The following is a 19,354-nucleotide window of genomic DNA, read 5'->3' as shown; positions in this document are numbered from 1 at the left end:
AAACATGGCGCTGGGGATGGCAAGTGTTCCACGCATCGCGTCACCACTCGCTGGTGACACCACTTAATTGGAAACTATCAACGGCTTCCACAAGATCACCGCCGTCACTTGTCACCACTCGCTGGTGACACCACTTAATTGGAAACCTGTATTCCTTCAGGTGGTCAATCGTGAGCTTGGCCAATCGTCACCACTCGCTGGTGACACCACTTAATTGGAAACTCGTGATCAGCGGGACGCGCAGGGAAGTACTGCACGGTGAGTCACCACTCGCTGGTGACACCACTTAATTGGAAACTCATCGGCGGGGTACTGTTATCGGGCCCACTGCCCAGGGGTCACCACTCGCTGGTGACACCACTTAATTGGAAACCTCTGCCTGACCTCGCTGAAAGAAGAGTTTAACACGAGTCACCACTCGCTGGTGACACCACTTAATTGGAAACAGTACAGATCAAACTTTCCTTTGCTTTGATGAAGGGCAGTCACCACTCGCTGGTGACACCACTTAACTGGAAACGCGGCGTGGCCTTTCTCGGTAGAGACAAGTGCATGGTCACCACTCGCTGGTGACACCACTTAATTGGAAACTGTTCAAAACTTTCATCTAATCAGTCTAGAAACGCAGAGGTCACCACTCGCTGGTGACACCACTTAATTGGAAACACAAGTCCCCCCCACCATTCCACTGTTTTGGTAACTCAGGTCACCACTCGCTGGTGACACCACTTAATTGGAAACCTGGGAACGATGGGGCCGGAGAAGAACATCTCGTTCTTGGGTCACCACTCGCTGGTGACACCACTTAATTGGAAACGGCGTGATGAACGTCCACGTAAAGCCGTCTGGGCTTGTGGTCACCACTCGCTGGTGACACCACTTAATTGGAAACCCGGGGGTATAACTCTTCGAAAAAATGAAGAAGCCCATGTCACCACTCGCTGGTGACACCACTTAATTGGAAACTCATAGGACGACAACCAGCCGTCATCCCACTGGTCGCCGGTCACCACTCGCTGGTGACACCACTTAATTGGAAACTTGTCGACCGTGAGTTCGGTCATGGCTCTGACGGGATAGTCACCACTCGCTTGTGACACCACTTAATTGGAAACTAGTGACTACCTAAGAGAAAGCTCATCGTTTCGCAGTTCAAGTCACCACTCGCTGGTGACACCACTTAATTGGAAACGCGAACCCAGCGGTTACCCACCAAAGGGCTGAACGGTCACCACTCGCTGGTGACACCACTTAATTGGAAACCAGCTAAGGTGTAGGGTCACCCCTTAGCTGAAAAACTCGTCACCACTCGCTGGTGACACCACTTAATTGGAAACCGGCCGAGATTGCAAGAATACGATTCATGCTTTCTCCTTGTCACCACTCGCTGGTGACACCACTTAATTGGAAACGGCAATGAGAAGCCGTGTTAGAAATGCATTCTAACTAGGTCACCACTCGCTGGTGACACCACTTAATTGGAAACTCGAAAGTCATGCGACTATGACAGTGCGGAGCCTATCCCGTCACCACTCGCTGGTGACACCACTTAATTGGAAACTGGACCGTGAGTTGCTGAGACTGCGTCTGAATGAGGTGTCACCACTCGCTGGTGACACCACTTAATTGGAAACAGGGCAATGCTGGGTGGGTGGACAGTTCTATAGGTGTCTAGTCACCACTCGCTGGTGACACCACCTAATTGGAAATCTGCGTCTCCCGAGACGCAGACAACAAGCGCAAGCACGTCACCACTCGCTGGTGACACCACTTAATTGGAAACCGGCTCGCACGAGGCATAGGACTGCCGGGCGTAGCAACTGTCACCACTCGCTGGTGACACCACTTAATTGGAAACTTTCTAGGAGGATATTCTCCTGTAGCTGCTGTAGCGTGTGTCACCACTCGCTGGTGACACCACTTAATTGGAAACTGGTCGTGGTGGCAGGACACAGCCCATCGCGGTGATTGTCACCACTCGCTGGTGACACCACTTAATTGGAAACAATCAATTAAAATTTCCTGAGAATATCCTTAAGGTATCCTTGTCACCACTCGCTGGTGACACCACTTAATTGGAAACCCACGTGAGCGGCGCCAGATTGCAGGTGGAAGTAAGGTCACCACTCGCTGGTGACACCACTTAATTGGAAACTGTCACGTGCCGCATTACGACGAAGCGCCTCATCAAGGCGTCACCACTCGCTGGTGACACCACTTAATTGGAAACTCAGTCACAAACAACGATTTCGTATTCAGAGGAGTAGTCACCACTCGCTGGTGACACCACTTAATTGGAAACCCAGTAGTCGAGGAGTTCGGCGGCAGTCGTTGGTGTGTCACCACTCGCTGGTGACACCACTTAATTGGAAACCACGCGCTCTTGCGAGCAGCCAGACTCGCTTTTCCGCGTGTCACCACTCGCTGGTGACACCACTTAATTGGAAACCTTCCATAGTGGGGATGAAGTGTTCCGTTTCTGTCGCAAAGTCACCACTCGCTGGTGACACCACTTAATTGGAAACCCTGCTTTTATAGGTAAACTCTTCAGTTTCGCCACTGTCACCACTCGCTGGTGACACCACTTAATTGGAAACACCTTTTGGTCCACGACGCCATTCTGCCGGAGGAGGCAGACCGGTCACCACTCGCTGGTGACACCACTTAATTGGAAACACAGCGTTAGCCGGATCGCAGCCATTTCCTTTCTGGGTCACCACTCGCTGGTGACACCACTTAATTGGAAACTCTTTTCTTGGTCGCGCCTGCGCTGCGCTGATGCCGTCTCGTCACCACTCGCTGGTGACACCACTTAATTGGAAACTGCAGATTTAGATAAGCCAATCTCTAATGCTACACAGAGTGGTCACGACTCGCTGGTGACACCACTTAATTGGAAACGATGAGACCTCGCCGAAGACGATGTTGCTGGTCATGGTCACCACTCGCTGGTGACACCACTTAATTGGAAACACATGGTTCTTGAACAACGCGGAGCCTACCCGCTGAAGGGTCACCACTCGCTGGTGACACCACTTAATTGGAAACAAGAGATTCCAGGCCTTCCTGGAGGACCACTGGGTACCAAGTCACCACTCGCTGGTGACACCACTTAATTGGAAACTCCTTTTGTATTGGGTATCCTACTCCCGATACACAAGGAGGGTCACCACTCGCTGGTGACACCACTTAATTGGAAACGGGGGTTGATTTGTACGGTTAGTTACCGGGGCTCGTGTCACCACTCGCTGGTGACACCACTTAATTGGAAACCTGTGGCTGATCTTTAATCCTTGCCCCCTCTCCGGAGGGTCACCACTCGCTGGTGACACCACTTAATTGGAAACATGGTGTCCACCCAAAAACAATAGACCATGATCTTGTAGTCACCACTCGCTGGTGCCACCACTTAATTGGAAACTTGTGTAGTGGTGGTCATAGTCCTGAGGCGGTGCAGGTGTCACCACTCGCTGGTGACACCACTTAATTGGAAACTAACCGCTCCACCGGCCGCTCCCCCGCCTCACCGGCGTCACCACTCGCTGGTGACACCACTTAATTGGAAACTTGTAAACGGCAGTGTTCAGACCAATCTCCAGCTTGTGACGTCACCACTCGCTGGTGACACCACTTAATTGGAAACCGTTGAAGGCGTAAACGCCCTCCTGAGGCTTAAAGAGGTCACCACTCGCTGGTGACACCACTTAATTGGAAACTTAGCAACATCACGCGCTCACGCCAAGGTCTGGTTCTTGGTCACCACTCGCTGGTGACACCACTTAATTGGAAACCAGTCGTCAGTAGGCTGTACGCCCGAGCAGCAAACTTCTTGTGTCACCACTCGCTGGTGACACCACTTAATTGGAAACCTTGTGCGAGCAACTCTGCAGCAGGCTCACGATCAACTGGTCACCACTCGCTGGTGACACCACTTAATTGGAAACAGATTCTTGAGATAATCAGGATGATTCTTATCCAATGTCACCACTCGCTGGTGACACCACTTAATTGGAAACCTTCGCATCTTCGGATGCGGAGTTTAATAAAGATCAGCGTCACCACTCGCTGGTGACACCACTTAATTGGAAACACGTACTGGATGGACCACCGCAGCCGAAAGGCTGCCTTGGGTCACCACTCGCTGGTGACACCACTTAATTGGAAACGTGGCCTTCCACCTTACGGTGGTTCCATCCTGAGAGGGTCACCACTCGCTGGTGACACCACTTAATTGGAAACCTGCAGACCAGCAGCAGCCCCCCAGTACATCTGGAGTTGTCACCACTCGCTGGTGACACCACTTAATTGGAAACACCCAGACCAGTCGCCCGCCTCATCCTCCGCCTCCGGTCACCACTCGCTGGTGACACCACTTAATTGGAAACCCGTCAGAACGGCAGCTGGGAACCTCGGCCTTGGGGTCACCACTCGCTGGTGACACCACTTAATTGGAAACCTGAGCTGGGAGCATTTTCAATCCGGGCCAGTGTTGTGGTCACCACTCGCTGGTGACACCACTTAATTGGAAACAGCGCGGAGGGACGCAACGCGTCCCCAATCGTTTGATTGGAGCGTCACCACTCGCTGGTGACACCACTTAATTGGAAACTCCTTTCCATGATCTGATTGATTGATCTCCTGAAGAATCTGTCACCACTCGCTGGTGACACCACTTAATTGGAAACGTTGACGATCATGTGCTTGTTGCAGTGCTGGTGGTTTACCAGGTCACCACTCGCTGGTGACACCACTTAATTGGAAACGCTGGCGCCAGCCCCCGGACGGATTCGAGACGCTCTTGGGCAGGTCACCACTCGCTGGTGACACCACTTAATTGGAAACTCGGAAACCCACAAACGAACCCAGAACTCAGCCAGTTCGGTCACCACTCGCTGGTGACACCACTTAATTGGAAACTACTGCCGATGAGTAGGTAGTCTTGGCCCCCTCTCCGTAGTCACCACTCGCTGGTGACACCACTTAATTGGAACCATGGTGTTGTTGTAAGCCATGTTGCTCCTGTGTAATGTCACCACACGCTGGTGACACCACTTAATTGGAAACCAGTGGTCTTGATCATGATCTTGGCTGAGTGTTTCATTGGGTCACCACTCGCTGGTGACACCACTTAATTGGAAACAGGAAAGAAGGTTTTGGGGAGTAGGGTTAGAAGTGTCACCACTCGCTGGTGACACCACTTAATTGGAAACCTCCGAGGATGGACGAGCCATCTTCCTCCGTCATGTGTCACCACTCGCTCGTGACACCACTTAATTGGAAACCAAGCCTGTCTACGTACTTGGCGCCTCGCCTGATGTCAAAAGGTCACTTAATTGGAAACCTTCCAGGTCGCCACGTCCGGGGTGTTCCGGTACTCGCTTATGTCACCACTCGCTGGTGACACCACTTAATTTGAAACAGGGGGCAGTTGAAGCAGCTGTCAGACATGCCAGTAACCGGTCACCACTCGCTGGTGACATCACTTAATTGGAAACCCCAGGTTTAACCGAGCTCGTAGACAAGTCTTCCACTTGTCACTACTCGCTGGTGACACCACTTAACCGATAACTCAGACCACCCCAGCTGCACCCCTAACCCACCACACTTGCACTCTCATCTGCTGGCGTCAGCTAGGCAGTACCCCGCGATCCGAAATCCGGTCGTTCGCACCAGCGAGAGCACTGATCACCAGCGACACCCCCACCATGGGCACATCGCCGTTTTCGCTCCCATGGCTGCTTCGGCATCGCCTCCTCCCGATCATCCCCTCACCTCGCCGGAAACACTGCTCGACTGGGTGGAACACCATCCAGACCTTCAGCATCTGAAGGCGGATCAACGCCATGCGGCCCCGCGGCCAATCTGGCGCCAGCTCGCCGGCCGGATTCGTGGACTGATGGTGGCGTCCCCTGCAGACTTTCACGGCACCGCCTATGTGACTGCCGCCACCCACAAGGATTCGCAGCTGGTGGCGAGTGGCGTGACCGCCAGCAACTGGATCGATGGCGCCGGTAACTTCAGCCTCTTCCTGTTTGCCTGCGGGGCCGGCAATCTGCTCGGCTGGATCACTGCCTCCCTGCTCACCGGCCTGCTGTTCAAGTTCGACAAGGACATCTGCACCACCGTGGCGCGGGGTCGCAAAGGCAACCACCGCGTGGCACTGGTGGCGATCCTGTTCGGGCTCGTGCCGCTCAGCCTGCTGAAATCATTCGGCACCGGCCTTGGCGTGGAGGTGCTCCAGAACCGCACCCAGCTGGAGCAGCTTCAGGCCTCCAAGATCGTGAACGCTGTCCTCGACGACCAGCGCCGCCAGCTCAAGCGCCTGGAGGCCCCTGAGGCGGGCACCGCTGCGGTGAAGGAGCAGTGCCGCTCCGGCCAGGCCACCCTCTCCCGCCTGGCCTATGGCGATCCGCGCTGGATGAGCCTTCAGGTGGAGCTCTACGGCGAATGGAGCCAGCGGCGCACCGATTGGAGCCGCACCACCCGCAGCGGGCAGCGTCCCATCTGCGTGGAGCTTAAGCTGCTCGAGGATGCCCAGCGCCAGCGTGTGGCCGCCGAGCGTGAACTGCTGGAGAGAAGCGAGCAGAAACGTCTGCGCTTCGGGAACGATCAGCGCTTTCTGCAGACCAGCTTTCCCGAACGCTTTGCGGCCACCTTTGAGCCCGATGGCACGTTCCGCTCGCCGGTGCAGCTGGTGACGGTGGGCATCGAGAACTTCTTCACCATGCTCAGCCGCGGGCAATGGGCCGCCATGGGGCTGTCGATCTACGTGCTCTCCTTCTCGCTGATCACCAGCACCGTTGTGTGCGCCCTGGTGATCGCCCACTCCCGCCGCCCCGGAGTGGCGCTCTCCTGGAGCGACGATGTGCGCCAGGAACGGGACCGCTGGCTGGCGGAGCAGCTCAAGGCCTACGACAACGATGCGGCTGCTGGCGACACCGACAACGGCGGGAGGCCCTGGTGATGGCACTGAACCTTGAGCAACGCCAGCACCAGCGGCGTGGGCTGTTGCTGCGCTACGTCCATCACGTGGAGCGCACTGGCTGCAGCCTTCACCCCGCGCTGGAGCAGCGTCTTTGCAGCTTCCTGGAGGCAAACGCCCAGGAGGCCGCCGATCTGCAGCCTGATCCCCACGAGCCTCTGGCAGCTCCCGCCCCAGCCCTCGCCGCCGCGGACGCTGACCGTCTGCTTTCCCCTGCACCGCCAGACCTGCCCCCGTCCGCGCCTGCCCTGCCGATGGCGCCACAGGCATTCGATCCACCGGTGGCCACGGCCTCAGCCAGCGGGCCTGTGATCACGGTCAACAACCTGATCAGCACCCCCCCAGCGCCCGCCGAACCGATGCGCCGCACCGTGGACACCCTGGCCGTGGATCCGGAGCTGAGCGATCTGCAGCACGAGGCGGCCACCGGCATGGAGCTGATGCTGGGTAAACCCATGCCGGCGCTGGGGGTCAGCGCCAGCCCCGGCGATCCGATGCGCCTGGCCCTGCTGCGCACCGTGCAGGAGATCCGGCGCAGCGGCCGATGCGATCACCCCGCCCTGAACGCCAGAATCACGGCGCTGCATCAGGTGCCCCACGCCCTGCGTGGCAACGAAACCGGCGCCCTGGAGAGTGCCCTGGCTTCCAGTCAGGAGCTGCTGGACAAGCTGCAGGATCAGCTGCTCGGCAAGCTGCAGGATCCGTTGCTGCCCATCGACGCGCCAGTCGCGCCCAGCCAGGTGAGCATCGCCGGGGTAGCCATTCAGCTGCGCCACTGCCGGCGTCACCTGGCCGACCTGCTGAACAGCTTCGGGACCGAGCTGCACGCTCCCCTTCAGGCGATGATCCGGCGGCAACTGCGACGGGCGCGCAGGCTCGACTGGCGTCTGCGGATGGCGCTAATGTCACGCGGCGAGGTGCAGATCCTCGCCCCGCTCGCGCTCACCCTTGTGCAGGTGCTTCAGAGCGTGGTTGGCCTCTGGCGCGGAGGAACAGGCCAGGAGGCAACTGCGCTCCCAGCTGCTCCACCGATCCTGGTATGACACGAGCGGCCTGCGGATGAAGGCTTCAGCGCCCTGCAGCTGCAGGCCTCAGCGCCCCGCCCCAGCCCCCGCCGGCACCTTGCCCACGCCGAGGGCCCGCAGTTCCTGCAGCAGGGTCTGGAGCACCTGTTTGGCGTCGCCGAACACCATCGAGGTCTGGGGGAGTTCGAACAGGTCGTTGCGGATGCCGGCGTAGCCGGAGCCGAGGCTGCGTTTCACAACGAACACCGAGCGGGCCTGATCCACCTCGAGCACGGGCATGCCGTAGAGGGGGCTGGAGGGATCGCTCTTGGCGCGGGGGTTCACCACATCGTTGGCGCCGAGCACGATCACCACATCGGTGCGGGGGAATTCCGGGTTGATAGTGTCCATCTCGATCAGCTGGTCGTAGGGCACATCGGCCTCGGCCAGCAGCACATTCATGTGGCCCGGCATGCGGCCGGCCACCGGGTGAATCGCGTAGCTCACCGCGATGCCCTGCTGCTCCAGCAACTTGGCCAGCTCCTTGAGGCTGTGCTGCGCCTGGGCCACCGCCAGGCCGTAGCCCGGCACGAACACCACCCGTTCGGCCGCCTCCAGCGTGAGCGCGCATTCCTCCGCGCTGCAGGAGGTGACGTTCTTGTAGCCCTCCTCCTTGGCACCATCGGCGCCGCCAGCAGGCGCTGCCCCCATGGCACCGCCGAACAACACAGACGTGAGCGAACGGTTCATCGCCGTGCACATCACCTGGGTGAGGATCAGGCCCGCGGCGCCCACCATGGCGCCCGCCACGATCAGCAGCTCGCTGCCCACCACGAAGCCGGCCGCCGCCGCCGCCACACCGGAATAGGAATTCAGCAGCGAGATCACCACCGGCATGTCGGCGCCGCCCACCGGCAGGGTGAGGCCCACGCCCAGCAGCAACGACAGCACCGTGAGCGGAATCAGGGCCACCGCCATGCCTTTGAGCACCAGGCCGCAGCACACCAGCGTGGCCACCGCCAGGGTATTGTTGATTGCGTGGCGCTGGGGTTTCTGGGTCCAGCCGGGAGTGCCCAGCCATTCCTGCAGCTTGCCCATCGCCACCAGCGAACCGCTGAAGGTGATCGAGCCCACCAGCACCGATGCCAGCACCGACACCTGACCCAGCAGGTTGAGCGGCGTGGGCAGCTGGGCCGCACCAATCGCCACCAGCAACGACGACAGACCACCGCAGCCGTTGAACAGGGCCACGGTTTCCGGCATGGCGGTCATCGCCACCTTGAAGGCGAGCAGCGCGCCGAGGCCGCCGCCCACCCCCAGGCCCAGCAGCATCCACGGCCAGCCATCCAGTCCCTGTTGCAGCAGCAGACCCACCACCGCCAGCAGCAGCGCCAGGGCCGCCAGGCCATTGGCCGCCCGTGCCGTGCGGATCTTGGCCAGGCCCTTCAGGCCGAGGGCCAGCAGCAGCACGGCCCCGAGTTCGAGCGTCAGTTCTCCCATCAGTTCGATCCCTTGCGTTTGAACATGGCCAGCATCCGGTCGGTGACGAGAAAGCCCCCGACCACGTTGAACAGGGCAAAGCCCAGGGCGGTGGCGCCCACCAGGCGCAGGGCCGGCGTGGGCGCCTCGGCGATCAGCACCAGGGCCGCCAGCAGGGTGATGCCGCTGATGGCGTTGGCGCCGGACATCAACGGGGTGTGCAGGGTGGGGGGCACCTTGCCGATCAGTTCCAGCCCAAGCAGGCTGCCGAGCACCAGCACCCAGAGCGCTTCGGTGCCGCTGAGAGCGCCGCTCATGCCGCCACCTCCACCAGCGCCGGCCAGAGATCGAGGCGACGGCAGGTGCCGGCGTGGGTGATCAGGCAGGGGTCCAGCAGGGGGTCCTCCGGGGTAATGGTGAGCAGGTCGTCGATCAGCAGCTGCTCCAGCAGTGCCGACACATTGCGTGCATACAGCGCACTGGCGTGCTGCGGCACCGAGGCCGGCAACTGGCCGGCGCCGATCACCCGCACCCCGCCGATGTCGACGGTGGTGTCGGCCTGGCTGCCGGCCACATTGCCGCCCTGGCCCACCGCCAGATCCACCACCACCGAACCCGGCCGCATCACAGCGAGCATCTGCTCCGTGATCAGCAGCGGTGCCGGACGGCCCGGCACCAGCGCCGTGGTGATCACGGCATCGGCTTCAGCCAGGTGCACCGCCAGCTGCTGGCGCTGCGCTTCAAGGAACGCCAGGCCGGCCTCACGGGCATAGCCGCCGGCCTCACCGGGGGCATCACGTTCGGGCGGATCGATGAAGCGGGCGCCGAGTGATTCCACCTGCTCCTTGGCGGCAGGCCGCACATCGCTCACCTTCACCACCGCGCCGAGGCGGCGGGCCGTGGCCACCGCCTGCAGGCCGGCCACGCCGGCGCCGAGCACCACCACCTTGGCCGGTTGCACCGTGCCGGCGGCGGTCATCAGCATCGGGAAGAAGCGATCCAGCTCTGCCGCGGCCAGCAGCACCGCCTTGTAGCCGGCGATGTTGGCCTGCGAGGAGAGGGCATCCATCGTCTGGGCCCGGCTGATGCGGGGCAGCAGCTCCAGCGCCAGCGCCGAGACGCCCTGGCTGGAGAGCCGCTCGATCAAGGGTCGGTTCTGATAGGGCTCCAGCAGGCCCATCAGCAGGCTGCCGGCCCGCAGACGCTCCACGTGGCCGGGGCCGCCATCGGCTTCCAGCCGCGGTGGCGCCACCGTGAGCACCACATCGGCCTGCTCCCAGCCCTCGGCGGCGCCGGCGGGCAGGATCTCCGCGCCGCTGGCCGCGAAGCTGTCGTCGCCGTAGCCCGCCTGCTGGCCGGCGCCACTCTCGATCGCCACCGCGCAGCCCTTGTCCCCAAGGCGGCGGGTGGTGTCCGGCGTTGCGGCCACCCGTCGTTCGCTGGGGCTCCTCTCCGCCGGGATCCAGACCCTGATCACGTTTCACTCCCTCCACACGGTTAACCATGTAAAGAGCAGGAGGTCCGCCGGGAGCCAGCGGGGCCGGTCCGTGTGTTCATGCCACCACATGCGTTCCTGCCGTTGTTGGCAAGCGTGCGTGCCACGGCAATCCGTAGCGGCCCGCACATCCGCGCCGCGATCGGCTCCCTAAATCCAGTGGGTCATCCACGCCGACCTCACCATGGCCACCTACGCGATCACGATGGAAGGCGGCAAGACCTTCGATTGCCCCGATGACCAGTACATCCTCGATGCCGCAGAAGAGCAGGGCATCGACCTGCCCTACTCCTGCCGTGCCGGTGCCTGCAGCACCTGCGCCGGCAAGATCCTGGCCGGCAGTGTGGATCAATCCGACCAGAGCTTCCTCGATGACGACCAGATCGCCCAGGGTTTCGCCCTGCTCTGCGTCAGCTACCCGATGAGCGATTGCACCGTGCTGCCGGGGGTGGAAGAGGAGCTCTGAACCCGGCTCTCCCCGCGGCTTGTTTCGCTCAGGCCCCCACCACCGCGCGGTAGGTGGGGTGCCAGCGGGCCTGCTCCAGGCAGGCAAGCGCAGCTGCGGCTGTGCTGGCGTAGCGGGCCACACCCGCCTCCACCGCCGCCAGGGCCACCGCTTCCGCCACTGCCGTGGAAACGGCCGCCACCTCGGTGAGTTCGGGCATGAGCGGCGCCTCAGGATCGCTCCAGGCCGGGATGCGCCGCGCCAGCGCTTCGAGGCCCGCATCGATCATCGTTTCGCTCACTTCGGTGGCTCCCACCGCCACGCAGGCGAAACCCAGGCCGGGGAACAGGAAGCAGTTGTTGCACTGGCCGATGCGGCGCAGCCGCCCCCCCACCTCCACCGCTGCAAACGGGCTGCCGGTGGCCACCAGGGCGCGGCCCTCACTCCAGCGCAGCAGATCAGCCGGTTGGGCCTCCGCCAGCCGGGTCGGATTCGACAGCGGCAGGATGATCGGCCGCTCCACTGCGGCGGCCATGCTCTCCACCACCGGCTGGCTGAAGGCACCCGCCACCGTGGAGGTGCCGATCAGCACGGTGGGGCAGACGCGCTGCACCACCTCCATCAAGCCGATCGCGCCGTCGGCGTCGCGGCGGAAGGCCTCCAGCTCGGCCAGCGGGCGCGCCATCGCCCTGGCCATCTCCGGGATCTGCTCCGGCAGCTGACCCGTGTGCACCAGGCCGTAGCGATCGACCAGCCACAGGCGGCGGCGCGCCTCCTCAGCCGAAAGGCCGCCGCGCTGCAGCAGCCGCACCAGGCCATCGGCGATGCCGCAGCCGGCGGTGCCGGCGCCGAACACCACGATGCGATGCTCCGCGAGCGGCACCCCGGCCCCCTGCGAGGCGGCCGCCACCACGGCGCAGGCCACGCCCCGGGTGCCCTGGATGTCGTCGTTGAAGCTGGGCAGCTGCTGCCGGTAACGGGCCAGGTTGCGGTGGGCATTGCCCGCGCCGAAATCCTCCCAGTGCAGCAGGGCCCCCGGAAACACCTCGGTGACGGCCTGCACGAAGCGGGCGATCAGGGCGTCGTAGGCGGCGCCGGCCAGGCGCGGTTGGTGGCTGCCGGGATAGAGGGGGTCGTCGAGCAGCTCGGGGCGGTCGGTGCCCACATCGAGCACCACCGGGAGCGCCCGGTGCGGATCGAGCCCCGCGCAGAGGGTGTACACGGCCAGCTTGCCCTGGCAGATCTCAATGCCGCCCACCCCCTGGTCGCCGATGCCGAGGATGCCCTGCGCATCGGTGACGAGGATCAGATCGATCGGCCCGCTGGCCGCCTGCCGCAGCACCGCCGCGAAGCGGTCCTGATCGGCCGCCGCCAGGAACACCCCGCCGGCGGGGCTGCGGTAATCGAGGCTGAAGCGCTGGATCGCCGTGCCCACCGTGGGGGTGTACACGATCGGCAGCACCGCTTCGATGTGATCGGCCAGAAACCGGTGGAACAGGGTGCTGTTGGTCTGGCGCAGGCCATGGGCAAAGCGGAACTTCTCCATGTCGCTGGCCAGGCTGCAGAAGGCCTTCCACGCCCGGGCCACCTGGATGTCGAGCGATTCCACGGCATGGGGCAACAACCCCTCGAGGCCCAGCTGGAGCCGCTCCGCCCGGCTGAAGGCCGTGCCTTTGTTGAACTGGGGATCGGCGAGCAGCTGGCGCCCGCGCAGGCTGGTGGCCAGGGGCGCAGACGTGGGCAAAGGTGTGGCGCTCAACGGCCCCTCAGCAGCCGGGATGCCGGAGCGTACGCCAGTCACCGCAGCCGGTGCTGACCTCCAGGCCGATCCCGACCGGACCACCCCGCTGCTCCTCCCACCAGCCGCAGGCCGCCTCCCAGGCCGCCTCCATGGAGTCGTACGCCTCATCGAGCACGGGGTGAGGCTGTCCCTGGGGATCAACGAGCCGGTACATCCGCTGGACAGGTGATCCGGGCAGGGCAGGAACCATCACGACAGGGTTCAGTGTGCAAGATCCTGAGCGGGATCGGGGCCGCTGGCTGTGCCCACGCCAACGCTCCGGCCCGGGTCGGGCACTGGCTTTTGGCGGGTGGGCTCAAGCCCGTTGCCAGAGGGCAAGGCCGCCGCCCCTGCCCCGCGCCGCCAGCCACATCCCCTCCGGGTCGGCGGCGATCAGGGCAAAGAACGGCAGGCCGGCCACCGGCAGGCTGCTGAAGGGGGCGGCAGCGGGCAACGGACGATCGATCAAGGGGCGCGCGCCGAGCCGCAGCTGCAGGCGCAGGAAGCGAAACAGCAGCAGGGGGCGCCGGCCCTGGAGCCGCGCTTCGCCGCAGAAGCGCAGTTCCAGCGGTCCTAGCCGCACGCTGTTGATGATCTCCAGCGGGGCCGCCTCTTCTCCTGCAGAGGCGGCTGATGGGACCGCCGCCTCTGGGGCGCTCAGGGCGAGAGAGGCGCCGAGCGCGCGCAGGAGGGTGCTGGCCAGGTCCGCCGGCTGGGAGCGGCCCCGCGGCCAGGTGCGCTGCAGGATCCACACGCCCTGCAGGGCCTGCCGGCTGAGGCCGCTGCCGTTGCGGCGGCTCTGGAGCTCCAGCGCCAGCAACTGAGGGCCATCGGGCAGGGAATCGAGCATCGGCGGGTCGGGCGGAAGAGCGTGGGGAGGGGGTTCGTGACGCCGGGTATGGATCGCTGGACGCCGCCGAGCACTGTTTTTAGGGTTAACCCAGAGGGTGCCGCAGCGGCGCCCCCACCGCTAACCGACGAGGGACCCCATGCGCACCCATGACCTCGAAAACCATGACAACCTCTACGCCGACGAGGTGGCCATGCAGCTCGGCGAAACCAGGGCCGATGCGCTCAACCATGCCCTGCTGGCCTCCGGCGCGATCCTGCTGCTGGTGGCCGCGCTTGGGGTGGTGTTGATCATCAGCTGAGCCAAGCTCACCGCTCGGCGGCAGGGTGGAGGGTTGCTGCCGCTCTGCTGGCAGCTGAAAGGCGCGCAGCCGGGGTGACTCGGTAGTGAATGTTGCACTGATGGCACCTGCGCATCGACTAAAGAAAAACAATGCATCCGAGGTGAGCCGATGTCCAAGGACAAATCAACTGGAGAAAAACTCAAAGACGACAAGAAAGCAAAGAAACACAAATCCGGCAAGAATGGCCACAAGAAGCGCCACGGCGCCGGGCTCGCTTACCCCCTCGGCTCAGGAGATGCCTACGGCCCTTCCCCGATCCTTGACGACTTCTCCGATCACGCTGAAGGCCGTTTGACCAAACTCGACAAGAAGCTCTACGAGAAAGAGCTGGCTCGCCTGCAGGTGGAGCTGGTGAAGATGCAGTATTGGATCAAGCATGTGGGCTACAGGCTCGTGCTGCTCTTCGAAGGTCGGGATGCGGCCGGCAAGGGTGGAACGATCAAGCGCATCACCGAGCCGCTAAACCCACGCGGTTGCAATGTGGTGGCCCTCGGCACCCCTTCCGACCAGCAGAAAACGCAGTGGTATTTCCAGCGCTATGTGGAGAATTTCCCCTCCGCTGGTGAGATCGTGCTGTTCGATCGCAGCTGGTATAACCGCGCCGGGGTGGAAAAGGTGATGGGCTTCTGTGCGCCCGAGCAGGTGGATGAATTCATGCTCTCCTGCCCGGAATTTGAGCGGATGCTGGTGCGCAGCGGCATCATCCTGATCAAATACTGGTTCTCAGTGAGCGATGAAGAACAGGAAGCCCGTTTCCTCTCCCGGCTGGAAGATCCCGCCCGGCGCTGGAAGTTGAGCCCGATGGATCTGGAGTCGCGTGATCGCTGGGTGGAGTTCTCCAAGGCGAAAGATGAGATGTTCGCCCACACCAACATCCCCGAAGCTCCTTGGTTCACGGTGGAGGCCAACGACAAGCGTCGAGCCCGCCTCAACTGCATCCGCCATCTGCTAAGCAAGGTGCCCTACGAAGACATGACACCAGCTCCCTTCGAGTTGCCACCGCGCAAGAGCGGCAGCGATTACCAGCGCCCGCCGATGAACGAACAGTTCTTTGTGCCCAATGCTTATCCCTAAGCGCGGGGAAGCTTAAATCAAGTTGCGGGGAGCCGGGGCCGTGAACAACTGCTGGAAGGCCAGCTTGCGCTCGCTGAGCGGTTCAACAGCCCGGTCCCAGAGGGTTTCGAAGTAGAAGAAGGCCACACCGAGCTGGCGCTCCCGCGCCGCATTCACCTGGGCCTGAATCAGCTCCATCGGAACGAGGCGCTGGCGCTGGCCGGACATGATCGCCACCGCCGTGGGGATTCTGGTGCGCGATTCCAGCAGGGCCGCTTCAGCCAGCAAAGGCAGAAAGGAATCAAGATCGGGGCGGTACAGCTGCACCACCAGCTCATCCACGAGGCCGCGCCGGATCCAGCCGAGCCAATCCTGGAGCTGCAGTTTGTAGGCGAAATCGTAGTAGTTCGGCGAAACAGACAGCACCGCCGATGGTTTCGCCGCATGAACGGTGTCATGCACCTGCTGCATGAAGTCACTGATCTTGTCGGCGCGCCACTTCAACCAGGCCGGATCGCGTGGATTGCTGGGTGGAGCCTTCTTGGTTTCTTTTCGGTACATCGCCGTCGTGACGTCGTCGTAGCCGAAGTCACTCGGCAGGCTCATGTGATCGTCGAACTGGATGCCGTCGCCGTCGTATTGGCTGATGATTTCCTGCACCAGCTCCAGGATGAACGCCTGCACCTGGGGATGCAGTGGGTTCAGCCACACCACTTCGCCGGCGGCACTGATCGAGGTCAGGCCGCCGTCCTGTTTGCGGGTGAGCCAGTGCGGATGCAAGCGGGCCAGCTCCGATCCGGGCGGGGCCATGAAGCCGAACTCGAACCAGGGAATCACCAGCAGGCCCTTGGCATGGCCCGCCTGGATCAACTCGGCGAGAACGTCCTGCCCCTGCAGGCCGCGAAACGTGAACGACTGAATGCCGCGCCGCTGGACGGAAGCACTGGCGTAATAGGCGAAGCCGCTGTTCCACACCACCGGATAGATGGTGTTGAAGTTAAGCCGCGCCAATTGCTCCACCGCCAGCCGCATCCGGTCGCGATCCCGCAGCACCGGCATGTCGTTGCCGGTCATCCAGACGCCGCGGATCTCGGCGCGGTTCAGGCTGAACGGGCGCGATTGCCCCACAGAAGCCGACGGAGCTGCCGGAGCCGCCAGAGTCCCCGGAGTCGCGGCGGCGGGCGGCGGCGGCGGCGGTGCACTGGGCCCGAAGCTGCGGGCAGGCGGCGGTGGTGGCGGAGGTGGCGGAAACGACCCCAAGGCGAATCCCGGCAGCACCATCGCCACGACGGCCAAAAGCGCGAGAGCCAGGCGTTGCAGCCAACGGTGTCTGAAGCAGGGCATCGGCGGGGCCAGGGCAGGCTGAGGGAGCGGATCGGTGATCCCGCCCTCCCGATCGGGAGCGCGAATTGTGCCGCTTTGTTGCGGCTCTGTCATGGCCGACACACAGGCAAGCGCACCTGGCCTCCCCAGCCGGCATCGGCGGCCGTGACACCATGCCGGCACCCTCGCGGCCCGAACCCGTGCCTCCAGACACCATGCGGGCGATCGTGCAGCGCCGCTACGGCCCGCCTGAGGTGCTGCGCCTGGAGCGGGTGCCCAGGCCCGTTCCGGCCGACGATCAGGTGCTGGTGCGGGTCCGGGCCAGCGCCGTGCATGCCGGCGACTGGCATCTGATGCGGGGCGACCCCTTCATCAGCCGGCTGATTTATGGCGGTCTGCGCACCCCCTCCATCTCCACCATCGGCACCGACTTCGCCGGTGAAGTGGCGGCGGTGGGCGCTTCGGTGACAGGCGTGCAGGTGGGGGAGGCGGTGTTCGGTGATCTGTCGGAAGCGGGTTTCGGTGCCTTTGCGGACTACGTCTGCGCCCCCGCCACGGCCCTGGCGCCCATGCCCGCCGACAGCAGCTTCGCGGAAGCGGCGGTGCTGCCGGTGTCGGCGCTCACCGCCCTGCAGGCATTGCGCGACGCGGGCCGGCTGCAGGCGGGACAGCGCGTGCTGATCCACGGCGCCTCCGGGGGCGTGGGTTCGTATGCCGTACAGATCGCCAAGGCCTTCGGCGCGGTGGTCACCGGGGTCTGCCGGGCCCAGAACCAGGCGATGGTGCTGGCGCTGGGCGCCGATCACGTGAGCGATCTGGGGCCCGCCGATCTGCGCCGCCAGGCCCAGCGTTTCGATCTGATCGTGGACATGGCGGCCTTTCTGCCGATCCGCTCCTGGCTGCCCCTGCTCACTCCCGCCGGCACCTACGTGTTGGTGGGGGGCGACTTCAGCCGGCTGATGCGCGCTTTGTTGCTCGGCCCCCTGTTCTCCAGGCTGCGCCGCCGCAAGGTGGTGGCGGTGATGCAGCAGCCGAAGCGGGCGGATCTGCTGGTGCTGAAGGAGCTGGTGGAAGCCGGGCAGCTCAGGCCCTGGATCGATGGGCGCTACCCGCTCGACAAGTTGCCGGACGCCGTGCGCCGCCTCGAAGCCCGGCAGGTGAAGGGGAAGCTGGCGATCGAGATCTGACAGGCAGCCAGGGTGCCCAGCAGCAGCCCAAAGGCCGCCCCAGACGGCGCCCCGGGGGCTGAACGGCAGCCACAGCAGACCGCCTGGCTGAGCCCTGGCGGTGCGGCGCCGCTCTGGATCAGGAGGGCGCGGCAGGCTCCAGGCGGATCAGCTGGCCATCGCTCGGGGCATCGGTGAGCACGTAGAGGAAACCATCCGGCCCCTGGCGCACATCGCGCACCCGCGCGCCGATGTCGATGCGGTGCTGGCCGCTCACCCGGCCGCCGGCATCGAGCGTGAGGCGGTGCACCGCCTGCGACACCAGGCCACCGGCAAACAGCTGGCCGCGCCAGGCCGGCATCCGCTCGCTGTCGTACACCACCAACCCCGAGGGGGCGATTGCCGGGGTCCACACCAACTCTGGATCCACGAAACGGGGCGAGCCGGTGGCGGCTGAGATCGCCGGGCCGAAGTATTCGCGGCTGTGGGTCACCACAGGCCAGCCGAAGTTCGCCCCAGCCCTGGGGCTGTTGAGCTCGTCACCGCCCTGGGCGCCGTGCTCGGTGGCCCACACCCGCCCGCGGCCGCGGTCGTAGGCGAGGCCCTGGATGTTGCGATGGCCCAGGCTCCACAACCCTGGCAGAGCACCGGGATCGCCGGCAAGAGCGGCAGCGCGCACCGGTCGGCCCGCGTCGGTTAGGTGCACGATCTTGCCGAGAGCACTGGCACGGTTCTGGGCCTGCACACGGATCAGGGCCCCGTCGAGCTGCACCGGTGGGTTGCCGCCGTCGCCGATCGCCAGCAGCAGGGTGCCATCGGGCAGCCACAGCAGGCGGGAGCCGAAGTGCTGGCCGCCCGCCTTGCGCTGGGGCACCTCGAAGATCACCTGCAGATCCTGCAGCGCGCGTCCGTTGAAGCGGGCCCGGGCCAGGCGGGTGTGATTCGCCGCTTCCGTGCCGGCGGCATAGGTGAGATACACCAGCCCGTTGTCGGCGAAGCGCGGATGCACCGCCACATCCAGCAGCCCGCCCTGGCCCCGCGCCAACACCTCCGGCACCCCGGCGATCGGGGTGGGATCGAGGCGGCCGTTGCGCACCAGCCGCAGCCGGCCGGGTCGCTCGGTGATCAGCAGATCACCGCTCGGCAGCCACGCCACCGACCACGGGTGCTCCAGCCCCCCAACCACCGGCACCTGACGCACCGCATCACGCGGCGCCTCGGGGCTGAGCAGCAGGGGCGGCCGGGCACCAGCCGCGGCCTCCACCACCGGCGCCCCGGGCGAGGCGGCCTCAAGGGCTGAGGCGTCTGGCTGCGGGCCGCTGAGGGGTCTGGCCTGGCAGGCCGCCGACAGGGGCAGGAGGAGGAGCAGGGCCCCGCGCGCGGACCCACCGATGCAGTTGGGGATGCTGATCACGGGCCATGACCAGAGCAACA

The 19,354-nt window shown here is 63.7% G+C and carries 14 protein-coding genes and 1 CRISPR repeat array (1 of these 15 cut by a window edge); of the genes, 6 read left to right on the top strand and 8 right to left on the bottom strand.

The window, feature by feature from the left end:
• A CRISPR array of direct repeats spans positions 1-5,495; the repeat unit is 36 nt; unit sequence GTCACCACTCGCTGGTGACACCACTTAATTGGAAAC; it reaches 3,601 nt to the left of the window's first position.
• Positions 5,496-5,731: 236 nt separating this feature from the next.
• Both KBY97_RS00460 and KBY97_RS00455 read left to right on the top strand, forming a co-directional pair.
• A complete protein-coding gene (locus tag KBY97_RS00460) occupies positions 5,732-6,964 on the top strand; it encodes a hypothetical protein (RefSeq protein WP_255144679.1) in 1,233 nt (410 codons plus the stop codon).
• Positions 6,964-8,025, top strand: coding sequence for a hypothetical protein (locus KBY97_RS00455; protein ID WP_255144678.1), 1,062 nt, complete (start codon positions 6,964-6,966; stop codon positions 8,023-8,025). Before KBY97_RS00460 ends, KBY97_RS00455 begins: the two co-directional genes overlap by 1 nt.
• 48 nt (positions 8,026-8,073) lie before the next feature.
• Here the strand turns inward: KBY97_RS00455 and KBY97_RS00450 are convergent, their stop codons facing one another.
• From KBY97_RS00450 to KBY97_RS00440, 3 genes are read right to left on the bottom strand one after another with little or no spacing between them, the layout of a single operon-like run.
• Entirely contained in the window at positions 8,074-9,486 is a 1,413-nt protein-coding gene (locus KBY97_RS00450) for an NAD(P)(+) transhydrogenase (Re/Si-specific) subunit beta (protein WP_255144677.1), read from the bottom strand.
• A complete protein-coding gene (locus tag KBY97_RS00445; RefSeq protein ID WP_255144676.1) occupies positions 9,486-9,782 on the bottom strand; it encodes an NAD(P) transhydrogenase subunit alpha in 297 nt (98 codons plus the stop codon). Before KBY97_RS00445 ends, KBY97_RS00450 begins: the two co-directional genes overlap by 1 nt.
• Entirely contained in the window at positions 9,779-10,942 is a 1,164-nt protein-coding gene (locus KBY97_RS00440; RefSeq protein ID WP_255144675.1) for an NAD(P) transhydrogenase subunit alpha, read from the bottom strand. The genes KBY97_RS00445 and KBY97_RS00440 overlap by 4 nt, the downstream gene beginning before the upstream one ends.
• Positions 10,943-11,144: 202 nt before the next feature.
• Here KBY97_RS00440 and KBY97_RS00435 point away from each other — a divergent pair, with 202 nt between their 5' ends.
• Positions 11,145-11,426, top strand: coding sequence for a 2Fe-2S iron-sulfur cluster-binding protein (locus tag KBY97_RS00435; protein ID WP_255144673.1), 282 nt, complete (start codon positions 11,145-11,147; stop codon positions 11,424-11,426).
• A 28-nt stretch (positions 11,427-11,454) separates the two neighbouring features.
• Here KBY97_RS00435 and KBY97_RS00430 read toward each other — a convergent pair whose 3' ends face one another.
• The 3 genes from KBY97_RS00430 to KBY97_RS00420 all read right to left on the bottom strand — a co-directional run bounded on the left by KBY97_RS00430 (position 11,455) and on the right by KBY97_RS00420 (position 14,035).
• Positions 11,455-13,164 carry an NAD-dependent malic enzyme gene (locus tag KBY97_RS00430; protein ID WP_255144672.1) on the bottom strand — a complete coding sequence of 570 codons (1,710 nt, stop codon included), beginning with the start codon at positions 13,162-13,164 and terminating at the stop codon, positions 11,455-11,457.
• Between the two features lie 7 nt (positions 13,165-13,171).
• Positions 13,172-13,396, bottom strand: a complete 225-nt coding sequence (locus tag KBY97_RS00425; RefSeq protein WP_255144671.1) for a hypothetical protein — start codon at positions 13,394-13,396, stop codon at positions 13,172-13,174.
• A gap of 105 nt (positions 13,397-13,501) precedes the next feature.
• The gene (locus KBY97_RS00420; RefSeq protein ID WP_255144670.1) at positions 13,502-14,035 is read right to left on the bottom strand and encodes a hypothetical protein; all 534 of its coding nucleotides are present in this window, start codon (positions 14,033-14,035) and stop codon (positions 13,502-13,504) included.
• Positions 14,036-14,174: 139 nt separating this feature from the next.
• On the opposite strand from KBY97_RS00420, the gene KBY97_RS00415 reads away from it, so the two are divergent.
• Both KBY97_RS00415 and ppk2 read left to right on the top strand, forming a co-directional pair.
• Positions 14,175-14,336 (top strand): hypothetical protein, encoded by a 162-nt coding sequence (locus KBY97_RS00415; RefSeq protein ID WP_255144669.1) that lies wholly within the window; start codon positions 14,175-14,177, stop codon positions 14,334-14,336.
• 150 nt (positions 14,337-14,486) lie between these two features.
• Positions 14,487-15,452, top strand: coding sequence for a polyphosphate kinase 2 (ppk2, locus tag KBY97_RS00410; protein WP_255144668.1), 966 nt, complete (start codon positions 14,487-14,489; stop codon positions 15,450-15,452).
• A 12-nt stretch (positions 15,453-15,464) separates the two neighbouring features.
• Here ppk2 and KBY97_RS00405 read toward each other — a convergent pair whose 3' ends face one another.
• Positions 15,465-16,775, bottom strand: a complete 1,311-nt coding sequence (locus KBY97_RS00405) for a family 10 glycosylhydrolase (protein WP_255144667.1) — start codon at positions 16,773-16,775, stop codon at positions 15,465-15,467.
• 152 nt (positions 16,776-16,927) lie between these two features.
• On the opposite strand from KBY97_RS00405, the gene KBY97_RS00400 reads away from it, so the two are divergent.
• Complete coding sequence (locus KBY97_RS00400; RefSeq protein WP_255144665.1) at positions 16,928-17,941, top strand: NAD(P)-dependent alcohol dehydrogenase; 1,014 nt, start codon at positions 16,928-16,930, stop codon at positions 17,939-17,941.
• 118 nt (positions 17,942-18,059) lie between these two features.
• On the opposite strand, the gene KBY97_RS00395 is transcribed toward KBY97_RS00400, so the two are convergent.
• Complete coding sequence (locus KBY97_RS00395) at positions 18,060-19,334, bottom strand: PQQ-dependent sugar dehydrogenase (RefSeq protein ID WP_255144664.1); 1,275 nt, start codon at positions 19,332-19,334, stop codon at positions 18,060-18,062.
• Between the last annotated feature and the right edge of the window lie 20 nt (positions 19,335-19,354).

It is taken from the genome of Synechococcus sp. ATX 2A4 (assembly GCF_024346375.1).
Classification (GTDB): domain Bacteria; phylum Cyanobacteriota; class Cyanobacteriia; order PCC-6307; family Cyanobiaceae; genus MW101C3.
This window is presented reverse-complemented; position numbering and strand designations above follow the sequence as displayed.

Bases quoted from the DNA above. Each gene is read 5' to 3' on its own strand.
- KBY97_RS00460 (WP_255144679.1), top strand. From the start codon at position 5,732: ATGGCTGCTTCGGCATCGCCTCCTCCCGATCATCCCCTCACCTCGCCG.
- KBY97_RS00455 (WP_255144678.1), top strand. From the start codon at position 6,964: ATGGCACTGAACCTTGAGCAACGCCAGCACCAGCGGCGTGGGCTGTTG.
- KBY97_RS00450 (WP_255144677.1), bottom strand. From the start codon at position 9,486: ATGGGAGAACTGACGCTCGAACTCGGGGCCGTGCTGCTGCTGGCCCTC.
- KBY97_RS00445 (WP_255144676.1), bottom strand. From the start codon at position 9,782: ATGAGCGGCGCTCTCAGCGGCACCGAAGCGCTCTGGGTGCTGGTGCTC.
- KBY97_RS00435 (WP_255144673.1), top strand. From the start codon at position 11,145: ATGGCCACCTACGCGATCACGATGGAAGGCGGCAAGACCTTCGATTGC.
- KBY97_RS00425 (WP_255144671.1), bottom strand. From the start codon at position 13,396: ATGGTTCCTGCCCTGCCCGGATCACCTGTCCAGCGGATGTACCGGCTC.
- KBY97_RS00420 (WP_255144670.1), bottom strand. From the start codon at position 14,035: ATGCTCGATTCCCTGCCCGATGGCCCTCAGTTGCTGGCGCTGGAGCTC.
- KBY97_RS00415 (WP_255144669.1), top strand. From the start codon at position 14,175: ATGCGCACCCATGACCTCGAAAACCATGACAACCTCTACGCCGACGAG.
- ppk2 (WP_255144668.1), top strand. From the start codon at position 14,487: ATGTCCAAGGACAAATCAACTGGAGAAAAACTCAAAGACGACAAGAAA.
- KBY97_RS00405 (WP_255144667.1), bottom strand. From the start codon at position 16,775: ATGCCCTGCTTCAGACACCGTTGGCTGCAACGCCTGGCTCTCGCGCTT.
- KBY97_RS00400 (WP_255144665.1), top strand. From the start codon at position 16,928: ATGCCGGCACCCTCGCGGCCCGAACCCGTGCCTCCAGACACCATGCGG.